General features: G+C 63.3%; 13 protein-coding genes, 2 pseudogenes and 1 riboswitch. Of the genes and pseudogenes, 4 read left to right on the plus strand and 11 right to left on the minus strand.

Going from position 1 to position 19,557, the window contains the following annotated elements; translation table 11 throughout:
* The first annotated feature begins 13 nt into the window (after window positions 1–13).
* On the plus strand, window positions 14–4,834 hold the full coding sequence (locus RF640_RS17370; RefSeq protein WP_368828477.1) for a DEAD/DEAH box helicase: 4,821 nt from the start codon (window positions 14–16) through the stop codon (window positions 4,832–4,834).
* 112 nt (window positions 4,835–4,946) lie between these two features.
* Here the strand turns inward: RF640_RS17370 and RF640_RS17375 are convergent, their stop codons facing one another.
* The 6 genes from RF640_RS17375 to RF640_RS17400 all read right to left on the minus strand — a co-directional run bounded on the left by RF640_RS17375 (window position 4,947) and on the right by RF640_RS17400 (window position 10,972).
* Window positions 4,947–5,834 (minus strand): hypothetical protein, encoded by an 888-nt coding sequence (locus RF640_RS17375; protein ID WP_368828478.1) that lies wholly within the window; start codon window positions 5,832–5,834, stop codon window positions 4,947–4,949.
* Between the two features lie 136 nt (window positions 5,835–5,970).
* A complete protein-coding gene (locus RF640_RS17380; protein ID WP_368828479.1) occupies window positions 5,971–6,453 on the minus strand; it encodes a hypothetical protein in 483 nt (160 codons plus the stop codon).
* A 318-nt stretch (window positions 6,454–6,771) separates the two neighbouring features.
* Window positions 6,772–7,611 carry a hypothetical protein gene (locus tag RF640_RS17385; RefSeq protein ID WP_368828481.1) on the minus strand — a complete coding sequence of 280 codons (840 nt, stop codon included), beginning with the start codon at window positions 7,609–7,611 and terminating at the stop codon, window positions 6,772–6,774.
* 180 nt (window positions 7,612–7,791) lie between these two features.
* Entirely contained in the window at window positions 7,792–8,208 is a 417-nt protein-coding gene (locus tag RF640_RS17390) for a hypothetical protein (protein ID WP_368828482.1), read from the minus strand.
* Between the two features lie 417 nt (window positions 8,209–8,625).
* On the minus strand, window positions 8,626–10,356 hold the full coding sequence (thiC, locus tag RF640_RS17395) for a phosphomethylpyrimidine synthase ThiC (RefSeq protein WP_368828483.1): 1,731 nt from the start codon (window positions 10,354–10,356) through the stop codon (window positions 8,626–8,628).
* Window positions 10,355–10,464, minus strand: a riboswitch (TPP riboswitch). (Overlaps the previous gene by 2 nt.)
* Before the next feature lie 118 nt (window positions 10,465–10,582).
* The gene (locus RF640_RS17400) at window positions 10,583–10,972 is read right to left on the minus strand and encodes a hypothetical protein (protein WP_368828484.1); all 390 of its coding nucleotides are present in this window, start codon (window positions 10,970–10,972) and stop codon (window positions 10,583–10,585) included.
* A 360-nt stretch (window positions 10,973–11,332) separates the two neighbouring features.
* On the opposite strand from RF640_RS17400, the gene RF640_RS17405 reads away from it, so the two are divergent.
* Entirely contained in the window at window positions 11,333–11,956 is a 624-nt protein-coding gene (locus RF640_RS17405) for a recombinase family protein (RefSeq protein WP_368828485.1), read from the plus strand.
* 316 nt (window positions 11,957–12,272) lie between these two features.
* Entirely contained in the window at window positions 12,273–13,322 is a 1,050-nt protein-coding gene (locus RF640_RS17410; protein ID WP_368828486.1) for a homocysteine S-methyltransferase family protein, read from the plus strand.
* A gap of 430 nt (window positions 13,323–13,752) precedes the next feature.
* On the opposite strand, the gene RF640_RS17415 is transcribed toward RF640_RS17410, so the two are convergent.
* Window positions 13,753–14,343 carry a cupin domain-containing protein gene (locus RF640_RS17415; protein ID WP_368828487.1) on the minus strand — a complete coding sequence of 197 codons (591 nt, stop codon included), beginning with the start codon at window positions 14,341–14,343 and terminating at the stop codon, window positions 13,753–13,755.
* Window positions 14,344–14,593: 250 nt separating this feature from the next.
* Here RF640_RS17415 and RF640_RS17420 point away from each other — a divergent pair, with 250 nt between their 5' ends.
* Complete coding sequence (locus RF640_RS17420; protein WP_290467642.1) at window positions 14,594–15,160, plus strand: recombinase family protein; 567 nt, start codon at window positions 14,594–14,596, stop codon at window positions 15,158–15,160.
* 184 nt (window positions 15,161–15,344) lie between these two features.
* On the opposite strand, the gene RF640_RS17425 is transcribed toward RF640_RS17420, so the two are convergent.
* From RF640_RS17425 to RF640_RS17440, 4 genes and pseudogenes are all read right to left on the minus strand, one after another.
* Complete coding sequence (locus RF640_RS17425) at window positions 15,345–15,701, minus strand: hypothetical protein (protein ID WP_290467641.1); 357 nt, start codon at window positions 15,699–15,701, stop codon at window positions 15,345–15,347.
* Between the two features lie 753 nt (window positions 15,702–16,454).
* Window positions 16,455–17,012: pseudogene (locus RF640_RS17430) on the minus strand (RHS repeat-associated core domain-containing protein); the annotation flags it as partial.
* A gap of 47 nt (window positions 17,013–17,059) precedes the next feature.
* Entirely contained in the window at window positions 17,060–18,070 is a 1,011-nt protein-coding gene (locus RF640_RS17435; protein ID WP_368828488.1) for an IS481 family transposase, read from the minus strand.
* Between the two features lie 661 nt (window positions 18,071–18,731).
* Window positions 18,732–19,557: pseudogene (locus RF640_RS17440) on the minus strand (hypothetical protein); the annotation flags it as partial.

Raw genomic sequence — 19,557 nt, forward strand, 5'->3', positions numbered from 1 at the left:
TCGAGTAATAGGAGTGACCCCGGTGACGACGTCGGTTCATGAGGTGATGGCGGCGTTCCGTCAGGAGCGCACCAACTACGACCGGGGGGCGAAGTTCGAGGAGCTGATGGTCCGCTACTTCGAACTGGACCCGATCTACTCGAGCACCTTTGACCGGGTGATGCGGTGGTCGGACTGGGAAGGCCGCAACGGCCAACCCGACACCGGCATCGACCTGGTGGCCCGCCACCGGGGGGATGGGTCGTGGACGGCAATCCAGTGCAAGTTCTACGAACCGCACCACTACGTGTCCAAGGCGGACATCGACTCCTTCCTGGCCGCCTCGGGCAAGGAAGGGTTCTCCAACCGGATCATCGTCTCCACCACCGAGCACTGGGGCGGCAACGCGGAGGAGACAATCCAGAAGCAGACCATTCCTGTGCAGCGGATCGGTTTGTCGGAGATCGCCGCGGCCCCGATTGACTGGCATGTGGCTTGGCCGGCCGAGGACCAGCTCGAGGTCGATCTCAAGCCGGCTGCCAAGCATCAGCCACGCCCGCACCAGCAGGAGGCGATCGAGAAGGTCACCGCCGGTTTCACCGCCCACGACCGGGGCAAGCTGATCATGGCCTGCGGGACGGGGAAGACCTTCACCTCCCTGAAGCTGGTGGAGACCATGGCCGGCGCTGCCCGGGAGCAGGGGCGGGTCGGGGCGTTCCGTGTGCTGTTCCTGGTCCCGTCGATCTCCTTGATGTCCCAGACGCTGCGGGAGTGGACCGGCCAGACCGCTTTGCCGATGGCCTCCTATGCGGTGTGCTCGGACACCAAGGCCTCCCGTGCGGCTGAGGACATCTCCACGGTGGATGTGGTGATCCCGGTGACCACCGACGCCACCAAGCTCGCCCACGCCATCACGGGCGAGGTGGGGGAGCCGGAGGTCTCGGTGGTGTTCTCCACCTACCAGTCCCTGCCCGTCATCCACGACGCTCAGGCTCAGGGGGCGCCGGGGTTCGATCTGATCGTCTGCGATGAGGCCCACCGCACCACCGGCGCGACCCTGGCGGGGGTGGACGAGTCGAACTTCGTGAAGATCCACGACGGGTCCTACATCACCGGGTCCAAGCGGCTGTACATGACGGCGACCCCGCGGATCTTCGCCGAGGAGACCAAGGCCAAGGCCAGTGAGAACGCCGCGGTGCTCACCTCCATGGACGACGAGTCCGTCTACGGTCCGGAGTTCCACCGCCTGGGCTTCGGGGATGCGGTCGGGCGCGGGTTGCTGACCGATTACAAGGTGCTGGTGCTCACCGTCGATGAGGAGTACATCGCCGGGCCCCTGCAGCAGCAGCTGGCTGATGAGAACCACGAGCTCACCCTCGATGACGCGACCCGCATCGTGGGGTGCTGGAACGGGTTGGCCAAGCGCACCGGCCACAACGGCGACGGCGGCTTCGGAGCGGGGGAGAAGCCGATGCAGCGGGCGGTGGCGTTCCTGCGCGACATCAAGACCTCCAAGCGTCTGGCCGGCACCTTCGAAGGCGTCATCGACGCCTACGAGGCGGCTGGTGACAACATTCTGCGGTGTTCGGTGGAGCACGTGGACGGGACCTACAACGCCCTGGAACGCAACCACCGCTTGGACTGGCTCAAGGCCCCCGTCCCGGAGGGGGAGTGCCGGATCCTCTCCAACGCCCGGTGCCTGTCCGAGGGCGTAGACGTGCCGGCCCTGGATGCGGTGATGTTCTTGAACCCGCGCAACTCCGTGGTCGACGTCATCCAGTCCGTGGGCCGCGTCATGCGTAAGGCAGAGGGTAAGGATTACGGGTACATCATCCTGCCCGTGGCCGTGCCGGCCGGGATGGCCCCGGAGCAGGCGTTGGCGGACAACCAGCGGTTCAAGGTCGTCTGGCAGGTTCTCCAGGCCCTGCGGGCTCACGATGACCGGTTCAATGCCATGGTCAACAAGCTGGACCTGAACAAGTCTCAGGCCACCGACAAGCTGATGATCGGCCACGTCGGCGCCGGAGACGGCGATGACGAATACACCGACAAGACCTCCACGGAGCGGGAGCCGGAGGACGCGCTGCGCCGCGGCGTCCAGGGCATGCTCAACCTCGAGCTGGAGTGGCGCGATGCGGTCTACGCGAAGATCGTGGACAAGGTCGGCACCCGCACCTACTGGGAGGACTGGGCCAAGGACGTCGCCGACATCGCCGCCGCCCAGCAGACCCGCATCCGCGCCCTTGTCGACCAGGCCGACGATGCGGTGGCCGAGCAGTTCACCGCGTTCGTGAAGGGACTGAAGGAGAACCTTAACGACAGCATCGACGCCGAGTCGGCGATTTCCATGCTCTCCCAGCATTTGATCACCAAGCCGGTCTTCGACGCCCTGTTCGAGGGCTACGACTTCGCCGCCCACAACCCGGTCTCCATCGTCATGGACACCATGGCCACTGCCCTGGAAGGCCGTGGCCTGGAGGCGGAGACCGAGAAGCTGGCCGGCTTCTACGAATCCGTGCGCATGCGCGCAGCCGGGGTCGACAACGCCGAGGGCAAGCAGCGCATCATTGCTGAACTCTATGAAAAGTTCTTCAAGTTGGGTTTTCGCAAGCAGGCCGACGCGCTGGGGATCGTCTACACCCCAACCGAGGTCGTCGACTTCATTCTCCGGGCTGCCGATGACGTCTCCCGGGCGGAGTTCGGTCGCGGGCTCACCGATGAGGGCGTGCACATCCTCGATCCGTTCACCGGCACCGGGACCTTCATCACCCGCCTGCTGCAGTCCGGAATCATCAGTAAGCACGACCTAGCGCGAAAGTATGCATCCGAGCTGCATGCCAACGAGATCATGCTGCTGGCCTACTACATCGCCGCCGTCAACATTGAGGCGACTTACCATGGCATCGTCGGCGGGGACTATCGGCCCTTCGAAGGCATCGTGCTCACCGACACCTTCCAAATGTCCGAGGACGACGACACCCTCGACACCGAGATGTTCACCGCCAATAACGACCGCGCCGTGACCCAGCTCGAGGCCCCCATCAAGGTGATAATCGGCAACCCGCCCTACTCGGTCGGCCAGTCCAGCGCGAACGACAACAATGCCAATCTCGGCTATCCCACCCTGGACAAGGCAATTGAACGCACCTATGTGGCTCGATCTACGGCCACACTCAAAAACAGTCTTTACGACTCTTACGTCCGCGCCATCCGCTGGGCCACCGACCGCATCGGTGACGCAGGAGTCATTGCCTATGTTTCCAACGGCGGCTGGATCGAGGGGAACACCGCGGACGGACTCCGATTCACTCTGGCGAAAGAATTTTCTTCCCTTTATGTTTTCAATCTACGCGGGAACACGCGGAACTCTGGAGAAAAGGCACGTCAAGAAGGCGGTCAAATATTCGGCTCGGGCAGTCGGGCGACCGTGGCCATTTTGGTAGCAGTCAAAAAACCCAACCACACTGGCTCCTGCCGTATTCACTACTGCGACATAGGTGACTACCTCACCCGCGAGGAAAAACTTAAGCGAGTTAATCAAGCCACTCTAAGTAACATCAAGTGGCAAATGATTGAACCAAATGAATCCGGCGACTGGACCAAGCAACGTAATGCGGACTTCACCACTTACCCAGCTCTTGGGGACAAGAAAATCAGGAATGGGGAAACGACGGTCTTCCGCACTCACTCAGGCGGTCTAAAAACAAACCGTGATACATGGTGCTACAGTTACTCGCGCGCTGCAGTAGAAACAAACATGAATCGGATGATCGATGCATACAATCATCAGGTTGACCTAGTTACAACTGGGGTGATTTCGACGGATGAAGTTGACAGTGACCCTTGTCGCATCAGTTGGAGCTCCGGACTATCTGTAGACTTCCAGCGCAAACGGCGGCATCAGTTCAATTTGGCCGCAATCGTATCGGGAGCATATCGTCCATTTTCCAAACAATGGGTATATTTCGACGAAGGTCTTAATGAGCGACGAGGCACGCTTCCAGCTATGTTTCCAACGCCGCACCATGCCAATCTTGGAATACTCCTGACTGGGCCCGCATCTCACTTTGAATTTACGCCGTTCATGGTCGATGCTCTTCCAAATCTGCACACCTTAGACACCGCCCAGTTTTTCCCCCGATGGACCTATGAGCAGACAGAGGCTCCAGCAGACCAACTCAATCTTGGTGACCCCGGCCATGACATGGACGAATATGGGTATCGACGTGTCGACAACATCACCGATGAAATCCTCGCGGACTACTGCAGGGCCTACGGCCCGGAGGTGACCAAGGACGACGTCTTCTACTACGTCTACGGTCTTCTGCACTCCCCGGACTACCGCACCAAGTATGCGGCAGACCTAACCAAGATGCTCCCGCGCATCCCCCAGGTCGCCAGTTGCGATGACTTCCAAGCCTTCACTAATGCCGGCCGGCAACTGGCCGACCTACATTTGAACTATGAGATCGTCGAGCCGTATCCCCTGACGGAAGCCGTCAAAGAGAATGCTCCCATGGGTGCCGTCGACCTTTACCGGGTGACGAAGATGAAGTACGGGTCTGGCAAAGATAAGTCGAAACTCGTTTATAACCCCTGGATCACCCTCGAGCGTCTCCCCGTCGAGGCCCACGAGTACATGCTTGGGCCGCGGTCCGGGATTGACTGGCTGATCGACCGCTATCAAGTCAAGGTCGACAAGAAGTCCGGCATAACCAACGACCCGAACGATTGGGCGGCCGAACATGGGGAACCACGCTATATCCTTGACCTGATTAAGCGCGTGACCACGGTGAGCGTTTGCACGGTAAAAATTATTTCTCAGCTCCCGCCACTGGAAATAAATACGCCTTAGTCAGTTTTTCATTGAAAAACCCACAATTGCTGCCATAAATGAAAGAGCGCCCCACCCTGACGGGTGGGGCGCATGAGGATCGGCTAAGAATTGACACCTTAGAATCTGACCCCTAAATCAGTGGCACTTCTTCGTGGTTGGTGTCCACAGTCGCTCTTTGAAGGTGCGTCAATGTACGTGACACCGTGGGGAGAGCCGCACCTCCTGCATCCAGTGAGCGTGTCTCGTCGAAGGAAACCTTAACTCTTGTACCAGGGGTCGCGGCTAGACGAGCCGCCTCCGCCAGTCTCTTGTCATCGGTTGAGGACAGAGTCAGGATGTTGCCTGTCTCCGGGATTATAAAAACATGGCCAAGAGAGTTTTTTACGCCGTCTACGACGCCAAAAATTTCCTTGGCTGTCGTTACCTCTTCAACACCGTTCAGGGACGTTACTAGTCGCTCAGCACCTCGATGGGTCAGGCGGACTGGGTCTATGCCCCTGCCTCGTTGGGAGATGCTGCCTTCGATGTCCCATCCGGCGCGTTTGACGTCTAATGCCGCCAAACGCAGGGCACGACGAGCCTGCTTGGGGATTCGTGCAATGACTACTTCGTCATCATCTGTCGCTTCATCCTGGGAAGCAGTTGACATGGTTTGCGCTATCGCCCTGACCGCTTGTGAATCCAAGGTAGTGCTTTCGGTCAGCTCAGGAGTTCCAGAATTGCGTGGCTTTCTAGCCTCAGGCACCTGGAGGATCACTCGTACGGAACCGGGTTGCACGCCACTCACCAAAAGGTTGTTCCGCCAGGCACGCTTGTCCCCGATGGCTTTCGCCGTCTCCTTCACTGCGTCTGATAAGTGGGAAATGAAGTCTCCAAGGATGTTGGCGTTCGTTGCATGATGCTGAACCGACTCCCCAGTGAGGTGTAGATCCAGCTGCACCTGCTCTGGAGCAAGCTCGCTCTGAAGCGCGACAGATAGTTCCGGAGAGTTAGCAACTCCAGCGACGAGGGATTGCATCAGAAGAGCGTCCAGTGAATGGTTCCCGGTCCGGTATCGAGCCGCTTCGACTATCGCCGACCCAAGTTCGTTCGGGATCACCCCCAAGCCAAATTCGGGCACACCCTGCTGAGGACCACCGTGGGGCCTAGTCGGGTCATGCATTTGGGTTCACCACCTCTACAAAGCCCTTCCGGACTCCGTGCCTGGGTTGCTTATGCTCGTCTGTTACGCCTGACCACTGCTCGAACCACACCCGCAGGGAGGGTTGGTGACCAGGGTCACCTGTATCAACGCCGATGAAGCCGTCAATCATCCCGCCCATTGGCTGCAAGCGACGGAGATGAGCGAAGTCGGGGCTGCTCGCCGACACATCCTGGAGGGTGAGCAACTGGTTCAGTTCCGCCTTTGCCTCCTCAGTCAGGGCCGTGTAGTCCTCAAGCCTAATGATGATGGCGACATCGATGTCTCCGGGAGCAGCCCAACGCTTGTGAGTGACGAACCCCCCGTTGATCCACAGCCGAGCTTGAGGGAAGAAACGCCAGACCAGGGTGCTGTAGATCCGCAGCGCGTCGAACAGTAACTCGCGCTGCTCCGAGAAGGGAGCCTGCTTCACGAAACGCTCGTGCAGCTCCGCCATGGTGCAACGGTACGGCTGGGGGAAGACACAAGGGGGGAGCAGGTCGGCCTGCATCTCTGGCAATGCCACGGCGCCCCCTTCGCTTCAGTACGTGCTCTGCGTGCCGGCCTCAGCATTTCATGAGAACCGCCCCACGGGATCACTGACACCCCTTCCGTCTTTCAACCCAAGGGTTATGAGTCAATGTGGTTGCGAGACATTCCAGTGGAGACTGGTTGTGCTGTCGTGAGCGCGGTGCTGAGGCTTGAAGCATCCGTGGTGCGCTGCGTGGCGTGGGTCGTTGTCGATCCCGTGGTGGGCGGTGGGGCGCCGTTGTGCTCAGTCTTCGGTGTGGAGGTGGCGTTGCAGCCACAGGGTCAGCCACAGCTTCAGTCTGATCTCGTCCCAGTCCGGGGCGTTCACGACCAGCGCGGCGGGCCCGTAGCGGTGGACCGAGGTAACCCCGTCGCGGTCGCTGAGCTCGGCGATCAGTTGCTTCACGGTCTCCGGGTGGTCCTCGGTGAGGTCGGGTCGCAGCCCGACGTCGAAGCAGTCGACGTCGGCGACCACGCACACCAGCGGATCCTCGGCCGTCTCGGCCGCCGGGCCTTCACCGCGCAGCGCCGCGATGGTGTGTCGGGTGTGGTGGAGCATCTCGGTTCCGCTCATCGGGTCGCGGCCGTGGGCGGACTGGTAGGCGCTGTAGAGCGGAATCCCGGGGAGGAAGATCTGGTGGTTGCCGGCGACGAGCACCGGGTAGTTGCGCATGGGATAGCTGTCGAGGCGGTGTTCGCCGATGCGCCACTGCACACCGGGGACCGCGGCGGTGATGATCTGGGCGAGGTAGGAGGTGAACCCGTCGACCAGGGCCAGCGTCTGGGCCGGTGGGTGGGGGTCCACCAGCATCCCGTGGCGGGCCCAGCTGGGCCACCCGGGGCGGGTCGGGTCCTGAGCCAAGGACCGGGGATCGACCCCGTACTCGGAGGCCCGGGCGGTGATCCACTCCCACACCGGGGCGAGTGAGTCCACCGTGCCGTCCAGCATCATCTGCGGATCCAGGCCGTGGGCGGCCAGCACGGAGCGCAGGTGCGCCAGTCCTGCGGGGCGTTCGGTGCGGAACTCCTCGAGCGCGTCGGCGGCCTGGGACTGCGTCATCGACTCGTAGAGCAGCTCCGTCATGACGTTACTGTAAGTGCCTGCCCTGCTGGGCGTCGACGCCGGTGGCGGGGCTGGTCCTGCCGGCTCAGGCGGAGGTGAGGGGTCAGGCCGCGCGGCGGGGGCGATCCCCTCATGCCTGCCCTGGTGGGGCCGGTGCAGGAGGAAAGGCCGTGGTGTTGTTGGCGCGGTGGATGCGCAGGATCACCCGTGCACTGGTACGGTCTCTTCTTCGAGGTCGTTGAGCACCCATTCCGAGAGTTGTCCGGCTGGGACGACGATCGTGGTTTCCCGCAGCTGCAGCGCATCTTGGGTCGACAGGGACCTTTCCGGGCTGTCGGCGTCGTGGGCGGCCAGTGCTGCGAGGTAGCCGCCGGCCAGTGCCTTGCTCCAGGCCGGGTAGTGGGTGTAGCAGGAGTGGGCGGGGTCGGGGCTGCGCACCTCCAGCCACCGTGCCGGCTCGGGCAGATCAACGGTGGCGGGCATCGGGCACTGGTGCAGAACCCAGGTGACCTCGGCCCACCGGCCCGCGGGGGTTTCGATCATGGGGTAGTAGGTGGCGACCCATTGCGTGGGGGAGTGGGCGTGCAGCTCGACTGCAAGGGCCCTGGAGATGTTCATGCCAACTTCCTGTGCACGGCGGAAAGATTGTGTGCCGGTCCTGGTGCCGGTCTGGGTCCAGGCCGCGTCACCGGGCCCGAGGAGAGCATAATGAGAGTTCCTCAGAATAGGCAGTGAGTCGATCATTATGGAAGCAAGCTGAGCGATCTGATTCCCGCCCGTCTTGCCGGCCATGGGTTGCGAGACGTCACGCCGGACGACTTCGGCGGCCATGAATGGTTGCGGTTTTCCGCGGCTCGGTGTGACTCGTCGGAGATGAACGGCGCCCTTCTCGAGGATCCGAGTGGCGGGGTGCGAGACAGCTTGCCCGGGGCCGGCTGTCGGCATCCGGCCGGCACTGCGCCCCTGGGAGTCGTTCTGGTCCCAGGGGCGCGACGTCTGTGCCGGCGTCAACTGCTTGGTGCTGCTGGGGGGTCCTCAGGTGGTGGAGACCGTGGGGGCGTCCAGGTAGACCTTGGATCCGGCGGCCCGGAACTGGGCGGACTTCTCCTGCATTCCGGCGATGGCTTCCTGTGCGGCGGTGCCGCCGAACTGGTCGCGGATGTCCTGGGAGATGCGCATGGAGCAGAACTTCGGCCCGCACATCGAGCAGAAGTGGGCGGTCTTGGCCGGTTCGGCCGGCAGGGTCTCGTCGTGGAAGGCCTCGGCGGTGTCCGGGTCCAGGGACAGGGCGAACTGGTCCCGCCACCGGAACTCGAAGCGGGCCTTCGACAGCGCGTCGTCCCGCTCGGTGGCCCCGGGGTGGCCCTTGGCCAGATCCGCGGCGTGGGCGGCGATCTTGTAGGTGATCACCCCGGTCTTCACGTCGTCCTTGTTCGGCAGCCCGAGGTGCTCTTTCGGGGTGACGTAGCACAGCATGGCCGTGCCGTAGCGGGCGATCTCGGTGGCCCCGATCGCGGAGGTGATGTGGTCATAGCCCGGGGCGATGTCGGTGACCAGCGGGCCCAGGGTGTAGAACGGGGCGCCGTGGCACAGTTCCTGCTGCCGCTCGACGTTCTCCCGCACCAGATGCAGCGGGATGTGACCGGGGCCCTCGACCATGACCTGCACGTCGTGCTCCCAGGCCCGGGCGGTGAGCTCGGCCAGGGTGTCCAGCTCGGCGAACTGGGCGGCGTCGTTGGCGTCGGCGATCGACCCGGGGCGCAGCCCATCGCCCAGGGAGAAGGCGACGTCGTAGCGGGCGAAGATCGTACAAAGCTCCTCGAAGTGGGTGTAGAGGAAGTTCTCCTGGTGGTGGGCCAGGCACCACCCGGCCATGATCGACCCGCCCCGGGAGACGATCCCGGTGACCCGCTCGGCGGTCAGCGGCACGTAGCGCAGCAGCACCCCGGCGTGGACGGTCATGTAGTCCACGCCTTGTTCGCACTGCTCGATCACGGTGTCGCGGAAGATCTCCCAGGTCAGGGCGTTGGCTTCCCCGTTGACCTTTTCCAGGGCCTGATAGATGGGCACGGTGCCGATGGGCACCGGGGAGTTGCGGATGATCCACTCCCGGGTGGTGTGGATGTCATCGCCGGTGGACAGGTCCATCACGGTGTCGGCCCCCCAACGAGTGGCCCACTGCATCTTGTCCACCTCCTCGGCGATCGAGCTGGTGACCGCGGAGTTGCCGATGTTGGCGTTGATCTTCACCAAGAACGCCCGCCCGATAATCATCGGCTCGGCCTCGGGGTGGTTGATGTTGGCCGGGATGATCGCCCGACCCGCCGCCAGCTCGGAGCGGACCAGCTCGACGTCGCAGTTCTCCCGCAGGGCCACGAACCGCATCTCCTCGGTGATGACCCCGGCCCGGGCGTAGTGCATCTGCGTGACCGTCCGGCCCTCCCGTCCCCGCAGAGGCACCGGGCGGGCGCCCTTCCATTCCTGGGAGGCTTCACCACGCCGGATCGCGGAGCGGCCGTCGTCGAGCAGGTTCCGCTCCCGCCCCAAGTAGGTCTCGACGTCCTCCCGGCCTTGGATCCAGGAGGCCCGCAGCGGTGGGAGTCCGACCACCGGGTCGCTGCCCGGGCCGGCCGTGCGGTAGACCCGTAGCGGCGGGTTCGCCGCCCCGCCCGGGGAGTCCGCCAGGGTGATCTCGGTGACCGGCACGTGGAGATCGCGCTCGGTGTCGTGGGCATACGACAGGGCGTGCGCATTCGATGCACTCATGGGAAATGTTCCTACTTCCTTCGCCGGCATTACCCGGACAGGTTCGACGGTCGCAGGCTGCCTCAGCCCGATCTCAGCCCCTGCAATGGGGCTCCCGTGTGGACGGCACCGACCCTAACACCTGCGTGACCACCGTCACCACCCAGACGACCACCGCATCGAGCACCACTCCTCTTTTCCTCCAGGACCGAGGCGACTCGGCTTTCGCAGTCGGCCGAGGCGGCGCTCAGGCGTGATCGGTCGATGAGCCGGGACCGGCAGCCTCGGCAGGAACGTCGTCGGTTTCCTCCGGCTCCGAGACGGTCGTGGCCTTGGTGCGGTTGCCGGTGATGACCACACCCTCGGTGGTGAGATCAACGCAGAGCATGCCGTCCTCCACGAACGGCTTCCACCGCCTCGTAGCGGTGGTGTCGATCCCGTAGTGCTGGGCGAACGCGGTGGCCGAGACAATGGCCTGCCCCGGCCCGCGCTTAGAACCGGTGCGAACCGCATAGGCATGCGGGGACGAGTCATCGGCTGGGCGCAGAGCCATGACCTGACGATCCTGGTCGTAGAGCAACTCCACCGTCTCAGTATTGCCGAGCAGGTCATGGGCGGCCTTGTTCAGCGAGATCACGCCTCGCTTCTGAATCGTGACACTGGGCGCCTTCGCCAACGGAGTCATCCTCTTGTCGAACACCTCAAAAGGCACCAAGCTCTCCCATCCATCGAACATCTGTAGACCAAATCAACAATGCCCAGCGTAGTCATTGCGCCGCAGGTTCGACCACGTTCTGCGCCCATGCTATGCATGCCCTGCACGGCGCGCATCTGCCCAAGCGCTTCGAACGCCCCCGGGTCTGTCACACAACACCGGAATCGAACCCTTTGTATGACCTAGGATAAGTAACGGGTTAAGTGACATTAAAGGGAGGTCGGCGGATTCGCGACCGCCTTGTCACGCAAACGGTCGTATAAGTGATGGAGGATCAGTGCCATGCTGGTGGGCTACATGCGGGTGTCGAAGGCCGACGGGTCGCAGACCACCGACCTGCAGCGCGACGCGCTGCTGGGCGCCGGCGTCGAGACGGAGGCGTTGTACGAGGACAAGGCCTCCGGGGCCAAGGACGACCGTCCCCAGCTCGCCGCGTGCCTGAAGGCGCTGCGGTCCGGGGACACCCTGATGGTGTGGAAGCTCGACCGGCTGGGGAGGAACCTGCGCCACCTGGTCAACGTCGTGCACGAACTCACCGAACGCGGCATCGGACTGAAGGTCTTGACGGGGCAGGGCGCGGCGATCGACACCACCACCGCCTCCGGGAAGCTGGTGTTCGGGATCTTCGCCGCCCTGGCCGAGTTCGAGCGCGAGCTGATCTCCGAACGCACCGTCGCCGGGCTGGCCTCAGCCCGGGCGAGGGGACGCAAGGGCGGGCGCCCGTACAAAATGACCCCGGCCAAGGTGAGGTTGGCGGCGGCGTCCATGGGTCAGCCCGGCACCAACGTGGGGGAGCTGTGCAAGGAACTCGGTGTCACCCGCCAGACCCTCTACCGCCACGTCTCACCGACCGGACAACTGCGCGAGGACGGGACCAAACTCCTGGCGCTGGGCCGCAGCAAATGAGGCGGAACTGATCCGGGCGAACCACTGCGCAGCCACCGCCGCGCATCGTGGCCCGGAGGAGATGCCACCACGAAGCAAGCACCGAAGACCGCCACCGAAGACCGCCACCGAACGAGAAGAATTCGCAGGCTCGGGCCTTCCAAGGTGGTCTGTGCAACGGCGATCCGTGATCGAATGTGACGGTCGAAGGCAGCCGGCAGCCCACAGGCCGGGGCAGGTGCGTATGTTCCCGTCTAACGGCACGACTCCAGGGCCGGTTTCAGGACCGCGCGGGATCGTGCACTCTCACATCAGTCGAGATTCGAGGAGGCCCCGCATGGCCGCTACACCCACCCTGACCGAGCGTCTGGCAGCAGGTCCTGTCATCTGCGCCGAGGGCTTCCTGTTCGAACTGGAGCGCAGGGGATACCTCAGCGCGGGCGAGTTCGTTCCCGAAGTCGCCCTGGAGTACCCGGAAGCTCTGCGCGCGCTGCATGTGGACTTCCAGCGCGCCGGATCGGACATCGTCGAGGCCTTCACCTACAACGGACACCGCGAGAAAATGCGAGTCATCGGCAAGGAGGATCTGCTCGAACCGCTCAATCGATCCGCACTGCAGATCGCCCGAGAGGTGGCCGACGCCCGTCCCGGGAACCTGATGGCGGGAAACATCTCGAACACCAACATCTGGAATCCCTCCGACCCGGGCAGCCAAACCGCGGTGCGGGCGATGTTCGAGGAGATGGTGGGGTGGGCGATCGAGGAAGGAGCCGACCTCATCGTCGGGGAGACCTTCTACTACGCCGGCGAAGCACTGGCCGCCCTGGAAGTGGCACAGAAGTCCGGGCTGCCCGTCGTCATCACTCTCGCTCCGATGGCCTTCGAGGAGATGGCCGACGGAATCGGCGTGGTAGAGACCGCCCAGCGCCTCGAGCAGGCCGGCGCCGATGTCGTGGGCATGAACTGCTTCCGGGGCCCGGAGACGATGATGCCGTGGGTGAGACAGATCCGTGCGGCGGTCTCGTGCCACGTCGCTGCGCTTCCGGTGCCGTATCGCACGACGAACAGCGAACCGACCTTCTTCAACCTCTCCGATCCGCACGCACGCGTGGCCTCTCCGCACCAACGGACGTTCCCGACCGCGCTGGACCCGTTGGCCACCAACCGGTACGAGATCAGGCGTTTCGCCCAAGAGGCCCTCGAGCTCGGTGTCCGCTACCTCGGCGTATGCTGCGGGGCCTCTCCGATGCTCGTGCGTGAGGTCGCCGAAGCTGTGGGGCGTGTGACCGAAGCAAGCCGGTTCTCCGAGCGGATGGAGAACCACTTCATGTACGGCAGCAACGAGCGTCTCCCCGCGCACATCGTCGACCTCGGCGACCGCGCCTGAAAAAGGGGGTGGGTCGCAGGCCGGCACCAGCGGGGGCGGGCAGCAGATACCGATGGGGTCCCCGATGTCCGACCGACATTCTCCGTTCGGAACACGGGGGTGGCTGACCACGAGATCGAAGTGAGATTCGTCCTCACGGCCTTCGATACCCGCCCTGGGCCGGACCCGGCCACACCGGCCTCCCAGGAAATGCCTGGCCACCGCGGCGGTGACGACCGCGCTGCCCACCGTTGCCGTTCTCTCAACCAGCCGGCCGGACAGCCCCTCGGTAGCATGGGCCCAACCACCGTGCAGAGGACATCTGCCATTTGTGCAGTCGACTTCGGAAACTGACAGAAGACCTGCGTGAGCATATTCAGGGCGACTGCTTCGTTTCCCGCTGCAGGTGTCGGTTCGGCGGCCACTCGGCGAAAATCAGCGCACCTGTTCCCTAGGGTTGACGGTAGTAGCGTTCCTCGAGCTGTCGGTCCAGGCCTGTCTTGCGTGCCCGGGCCGCCAGCACCTGCAGGAGCGGGGTCATTGCCCGTGCGGGGCCGGCGGGGTGGATGTCGGACTCCACCAAGATCAACGCCCCCCACGTGAGCTTCTTCGGCCGCCCGTCGGGGTGGGTCTGCCCGTCGGTGGCCATGTTCTGAAGGGCGACCAGCCACTTCTCGAACCCGGCGTGGGCGGGGCGGACCTCCAGGAGAAACCGCAACGTCTTATCTCCGGCACTGAGCCATTGGTGGACCGCCCGCGGGGGGACCACCGCCTCCTGCCCGGTTTCCACCCGCACGTCCTGACCCGCGATCTTGCCGGTGAGAGTGCCTTCGAACATGTGCAGGGTCTCGGTGTAGAGAGTGTGGTAGTGCGGGAACACTTTGATGCCGGGCTCATATTCGGCGTACAGCAGGCTGTACTGCCCGTCGGTCTCCTCACCGGTGCGCACCCAGGTCAGGGCGGTGCCCTGCACCTTGTCCCGGTAGGTCGCCCGTCCGGTGCGCATCTGGCTGATCTGTTCCGTGGTCCATTCCATCGCCATCGCCCCCGATACCCAGTTTACGATCGAGCACCACTGGCTGTCCCAGGTTGTTTCCCGATCGGAATCTACGGCCAGGCAGCGCCTCGCGGGGTAAGGGATGCGAGACGTCTCGTCCTAGAAATTTGCGCCCGCATGTTTCCGCGGTTCGGCCTGTCTCGTAGCTATGTGCTTTATCCTGGACCCTAGAATCGGATACTCAACGTGAGTTGCGAGACAGATGGGGTGGACTTGGGGAAGCTGATATGCCCGGGTGTCGACGCGGCAGCAGGACGCGTACCGTCAAGTGTCCGACCTGCTGACCGCCGGCGTGCGGCGTGATGACCTCTATGTGGACCATGGAGTGTCTGGAGGACGTGCGTCGCGTCCGCAGTTCGACAAGGCCGTGGCCGCACTCGAGGAGGGTGACACATTGGTCATCACCACGCTGGACCGTTTGGGGCGGTCGACGCAGAACATGCTGATCTTCGCTGAGGCGCTGCGGGGGAGAGGCGCCGGGCTGCGGGTGCTGAACTTGGGCGGGGGAGACGTGGACACCGCGACTCCGATGGGTTCGATGGTCTTCACGGTCATGGCCGCTCTGGCGCAGATGGAACTGGAGATCAAGCGGGAGCGGATCACCGACTCGGTGGCCAAGCGCAGAGCGGCCAGCAAGGATCTGGGCGGGCGGCGCCAGACCTTCACCGACTCTCAGGTCCGCAACGCCCTGCGGCTGGTCGATTCCGGGGAGCCAGCCACTCAGGTCGCCCGAGATCTCGGGATGTCCCGGGCAACCCTGTATCGGCGGATCCGGGAGCTGCCGCAAGCGACGACCATCTGAGTCCGTCTTCTCCTGCGGGCATTGTGATGCACATGTCGTGCTGCCTGGGCGGGCACCCCCTATAGGGCGGGGTAAGCGGGCATCAGCCCCGCAGGGTTTCCTGCCTCCGAATCGTGATGTAGTCCCGCAGCAGGAGGGTTCCCTCAGTGACCAGGTGGGCCTCGAAGACCGGGGTGATGGCGCTTCACACGGTGTTCCAGGCAATCCTGCGCATATTGGACAGGGCCGAGATCACGATGTCATGGGCGCGCAATTGGGCCACCGCCCAGGTGACTGCACGAGTGGTGAGCTTGCACCGAGGTGCAGCCAGCTCGTCGATCTCGCTGAAGGTTAGCGCATCACAGGCATCCTCGAGGCATCGGTAGATCCTCTGGCCCAACACCACCCGAACCGGGACTCCGGCGCATGGCAAGTCGTGGAGCAAAACCGTCCGCCGGCCGTGGCCGGTCGCGATCACCCCGCAGGAAGGACCCCCGGTCAGCGACGGCACGGTCTCGACGGTCAGGGTGAACGAGCGTGGACCACGCTCGACGGCGAGCACGTGAACGTCGGGCAGGTCAAAGAGCGTGCAGGCAGGCGCGCACCTAGCATGAAGCATGTCGAGGCCTTCAGGGAAGGTTGGATTTAGCACCCCATTCTGGAGGCCTCGACCTCTTCCTCGCCCCGTGACACACCCCGGCAGAACCGCTCACCCATGCTCATCTATGAAGGGTTCCTTTACCCCCTTTGGGTCGCAGGATTTCAATCTAAGAAGATGAAGCGTCAAGAACCTGCAGGAAAATTAAGTGGACCCATAATGCCAGCGTTTTCTGAGGAGAATTTTTGAACATAATGCACATATTGTGCAAAAGTTGACCAGGGGTGCCCTTGACTGAATGGCACCCCTGGTTAACTCATTATTTTAATTACAACTTACGTTTTTGCGTAAGACTCAATAGTTTAGTAAATGAAGAGTGACGCTATTGCGGTAATTAACAGCAGTAGTGCACCCACAAGGAAAAGGTATGAATATTTCTTAAACAAGCCTAATACTTCGTCGGTGGTTGCACTCCTGTCGAAAGACTGCAAGTAATGTACTGTTGACTCCGTGGGCCCCCATCCACGATTAAATGTAAAAAACGCCAGGAAATATACTAAAAACCCTCCGGATAGGACCCATGTTGACTCATTATTGTTACCCTGCCATTCCGTTCCGGCAAAAACGAAAACTAAAGCTGCGACTGCGATCATTAAGAACGTGCCGAATGTTAGTAATGTAAAAAACTTTGCACTCATGTAATCCTCACATTGTAATTTAGAGGCCGCCAGATACCGTGAATTCAGGTGCTATGCCAAAAGCAGGAGCGCCTAGACCGGCTGATCCTTGAAGGCCTGATGTTCCGCCGCCACCTGCTACTCGAAATGGTCCTGCGCTGCCTGCGATTTGGCCCCCGAAGTCTCGCTCGCCCTTTTCATAGTCTCCACTTCCGGTGGATACGCCGATGTTAGGGCCAATTTTAGGACCAATACCAAAGGCGAAGTTAAGTCCACGATCACCATCTGTATCCACTCCGGGGGATATAGTGGCGCAGAAAATGATACATACCCCCAGGTCGGCATTAAGTGTCGCCAATCCAAGCGGATCGGCGTTGTTGATGGGGTCGTTGGCGGCGAAGGCGTAGCGGTTGGCGTTGGCCGGGTCCAACGGGGAGTCAAGGGTGTCCATCTGGGAGAAGCGGCCCCAGGCTACGGAATACCACCGGTGGCCGAACTTCACCCAGTTGGTGGTCCGATCGTGTAGGCCGCCTTTGAACTGGTAGGGATTCATGGGGGTGCCCCATCCGCCGGAATCTTCGGTCAGCGTCGGAACTCCGTAGGGGTCGTACTCGTAGGCGGTGGCGGTGTAGGAGCCGTTAGTGACTAGTTGTAAGAGGGCATGACGTTATTGGCACGGGCCGGGACGCGTGAGGCCGGGGGCTGATCGCCGCAGGCGGTATGGGGTCGATGGTAGTTGAAGTGGTTCACCCACACCCCGATCGCGTCCCGGCGGGCCTGCTCGCTGGCGTAGGGGCGGACGTAGAGCACCTCGTCGGCCAGCAGCCGGTTGTACCGCTCGACCTTGCCGTTGTGCCGTGGCGTGTAGGGCTTGATGCGCTGGTGCCGGCCGGCCAAGGCTTCCACGCAACGGGTGAAGTCCCGGGCCCGGTAGTTGGCGCCGTTGTCCGTGACCACCCGGTGCAGACGGGTGATGCCGTGGGCGGCGAAAAAGGCTCGCGCCCGGCAGAAGAACCCGATCGTGGTCGTGGCCTTCTCGTCGGCGAGGGCCTCGGTGTAAGCCAGCCGGGAGAACCCGTCCACGGCCGAGTGCAGGTAGGTGTAGCCGACCTTCGCCCCGGGCCCGCGCTTGGACTGCTTCGCGGCGCTGGACCCGCGGCCATGGGCCCGCCAGCCGCCGCCGTCAGGGATCCTGCCGACCTTCTTCACATCCAGATGGACCATGTGTCCGGGCCAGGCGGCGCGGATCCGTCCCGGGGCCCTGCGGGAGTTCTCGCCCTCAGGGGTGAGGTCGCGCAGCCGGGAGATCCCGAGTCGATGCAGCCAACGGCCGACGGTGCGCAGACTGATCGCCACGGCGCAATCGGCCAGGTGACTGTGGATGCGCCGCGCCGACCACTTGCGGCCCCGACGGAGCGCCTCGATAAGGTCGACCACCGCCGCCGGGGTGCGCGTACGTCTCTCGTGCGGAGCAGAGGAACGGTCGATCAGCCCTGCTTCCCCGGCCTCGAGGTAGCGGGCCACCCAAGTGGCCACGGTCGGCCGGGAGACCCGGAACTCCGCGGCCACGTGGGCCTTGGGGATCCCGTCCTCGAGGTGGCGCAACACCATGCGCAGCCGGCCGGTCGGGGTCAGAGGTGCATTAACGTGGGTCATGAACGGGCTCTCTCGCGCGGACGGACGGTGTAGGAACTTCCATCCTGTGACGAGGAGCCCGTTCCTCAACTCATCGACGCACCCGCGCCAAGAACCTCATGACCCACAACAGCTAGGGAGGCGGCCATCAGGCCGCGCATAAAGAATGCCGACGAGCCACGTGGTCCGCCGGCCGAAGAGGTACGTGGTGCCACGGGGGTGGCACCACGAAGGGTATGAGACATGGGGGTGTCTTTCTGTCAGCCCAATAGAGGTGAAGCTGACAGTACGACCAGAGTTTACTAAGGCAAAGGAGAGTTTGTTGTCAGCCGGCCCATTTCCCTACGAGGGCGTAACAAAAGCGCCACTGCGTCGATCTCGTGGCGATGACGTGGGTCAACAGTCTCTTGTGGACAGGGTGCTGAGCGTCGCAGTCCGACGCGGCGGTCCTTCCTTGACCCTTGTCTGAAGGCAAGTGTCCCGTAAGCAAGGGACGCCCCTTCCGCGCCTGGTTCACCCAGCGCTAACCCGCGCCACACCCGCCACCCTCAGCTCCGCTGTGGATGGCTGAGGTCGTGGAGCATCAGAGCGTGACCCCGGTGGTTCCAGGCGTGCCGGGAGACACCTTGTGCAGCGTTGTTCCTGAGCTGGATGCAGGCGTCTGGCTGGGGCTGCGCATGACTCAGGGAGCCGGAACTGCGCCGGTGACCGGCGAGATCCCGGTAGCTCCGGGCTTCCCGGCAGGATCCGCGGTGTCCGCGGGATCGGCCGGCTCACCCGTTTCAGGCTTCGGCGTAGAGGCGACTATCCGTGCCGGACGCCGGGGTTCCTCGTCCTTGTCGTTGGGAATGCCGTCCCCGTCGATGTCCGGGTCCTCCTCGTTGACCAGCCCGTCACCATCCATGTCCGGGTCCACCTCGTTGCGGAACTTGTCACCGTCGAGGTTGTCGTCCTCCTCGTTGTCGGTGCCGTCCCCGTCGAGGTCCGTGTCCTCGACATCGAGGGTGCCGTCACGGTCGGTGTCCCGTTTGGTGTCCGGAACCCGGGGTGCGACCCCGGGCAGGAGCTCCTGATCCTCCCCAGCATCCGTGGACGGCTTGGCCGGCGTCGGCTTGGCCGGTGACGGTGAGGGGGTAGAGGTGGTGGGCGTAGGGGCCGGTTGGGCCGGCTTCACGGGCTTGGCCGGAGCGGTTGTGGGCTTCTGCCCCGGCGGTGACGCAGGAGCCGTTGTGGGGTCCGGCTTCACCGGAGCGGACGGCTCGGTCGTGGGCTGGGGTTTCTTCAAAGGCTTCTTCTGTGCCGCGGCCTTCTGCTCGGTAGCCTTCTGCTGGGCTGCTTTCTTTTGGGCGGCCGCCTTCTTGGCAGCCTCTGCCTTCTTCACTGCATCGGCCTTCTTCGCCGCCTCGGCCTGCTGCGCGGCCGGGTCCTCGACCGTGTCCGGGACGGGGACCTCGAGGGAGTACTTGCTGCGGGAGGCGGGGATGACGCGCATGCCGTCGACCCAGTCG

The sequence above is a fragment of the Kocuria sp. CPCC 205231 genome (assembly GCF_040980965.1).
Lineage (GTDB): Bacteria > Actinomycetota > Actinomycetes > Actinomycetales > Micrococcaceae > Kocuria > Kocuria rosea.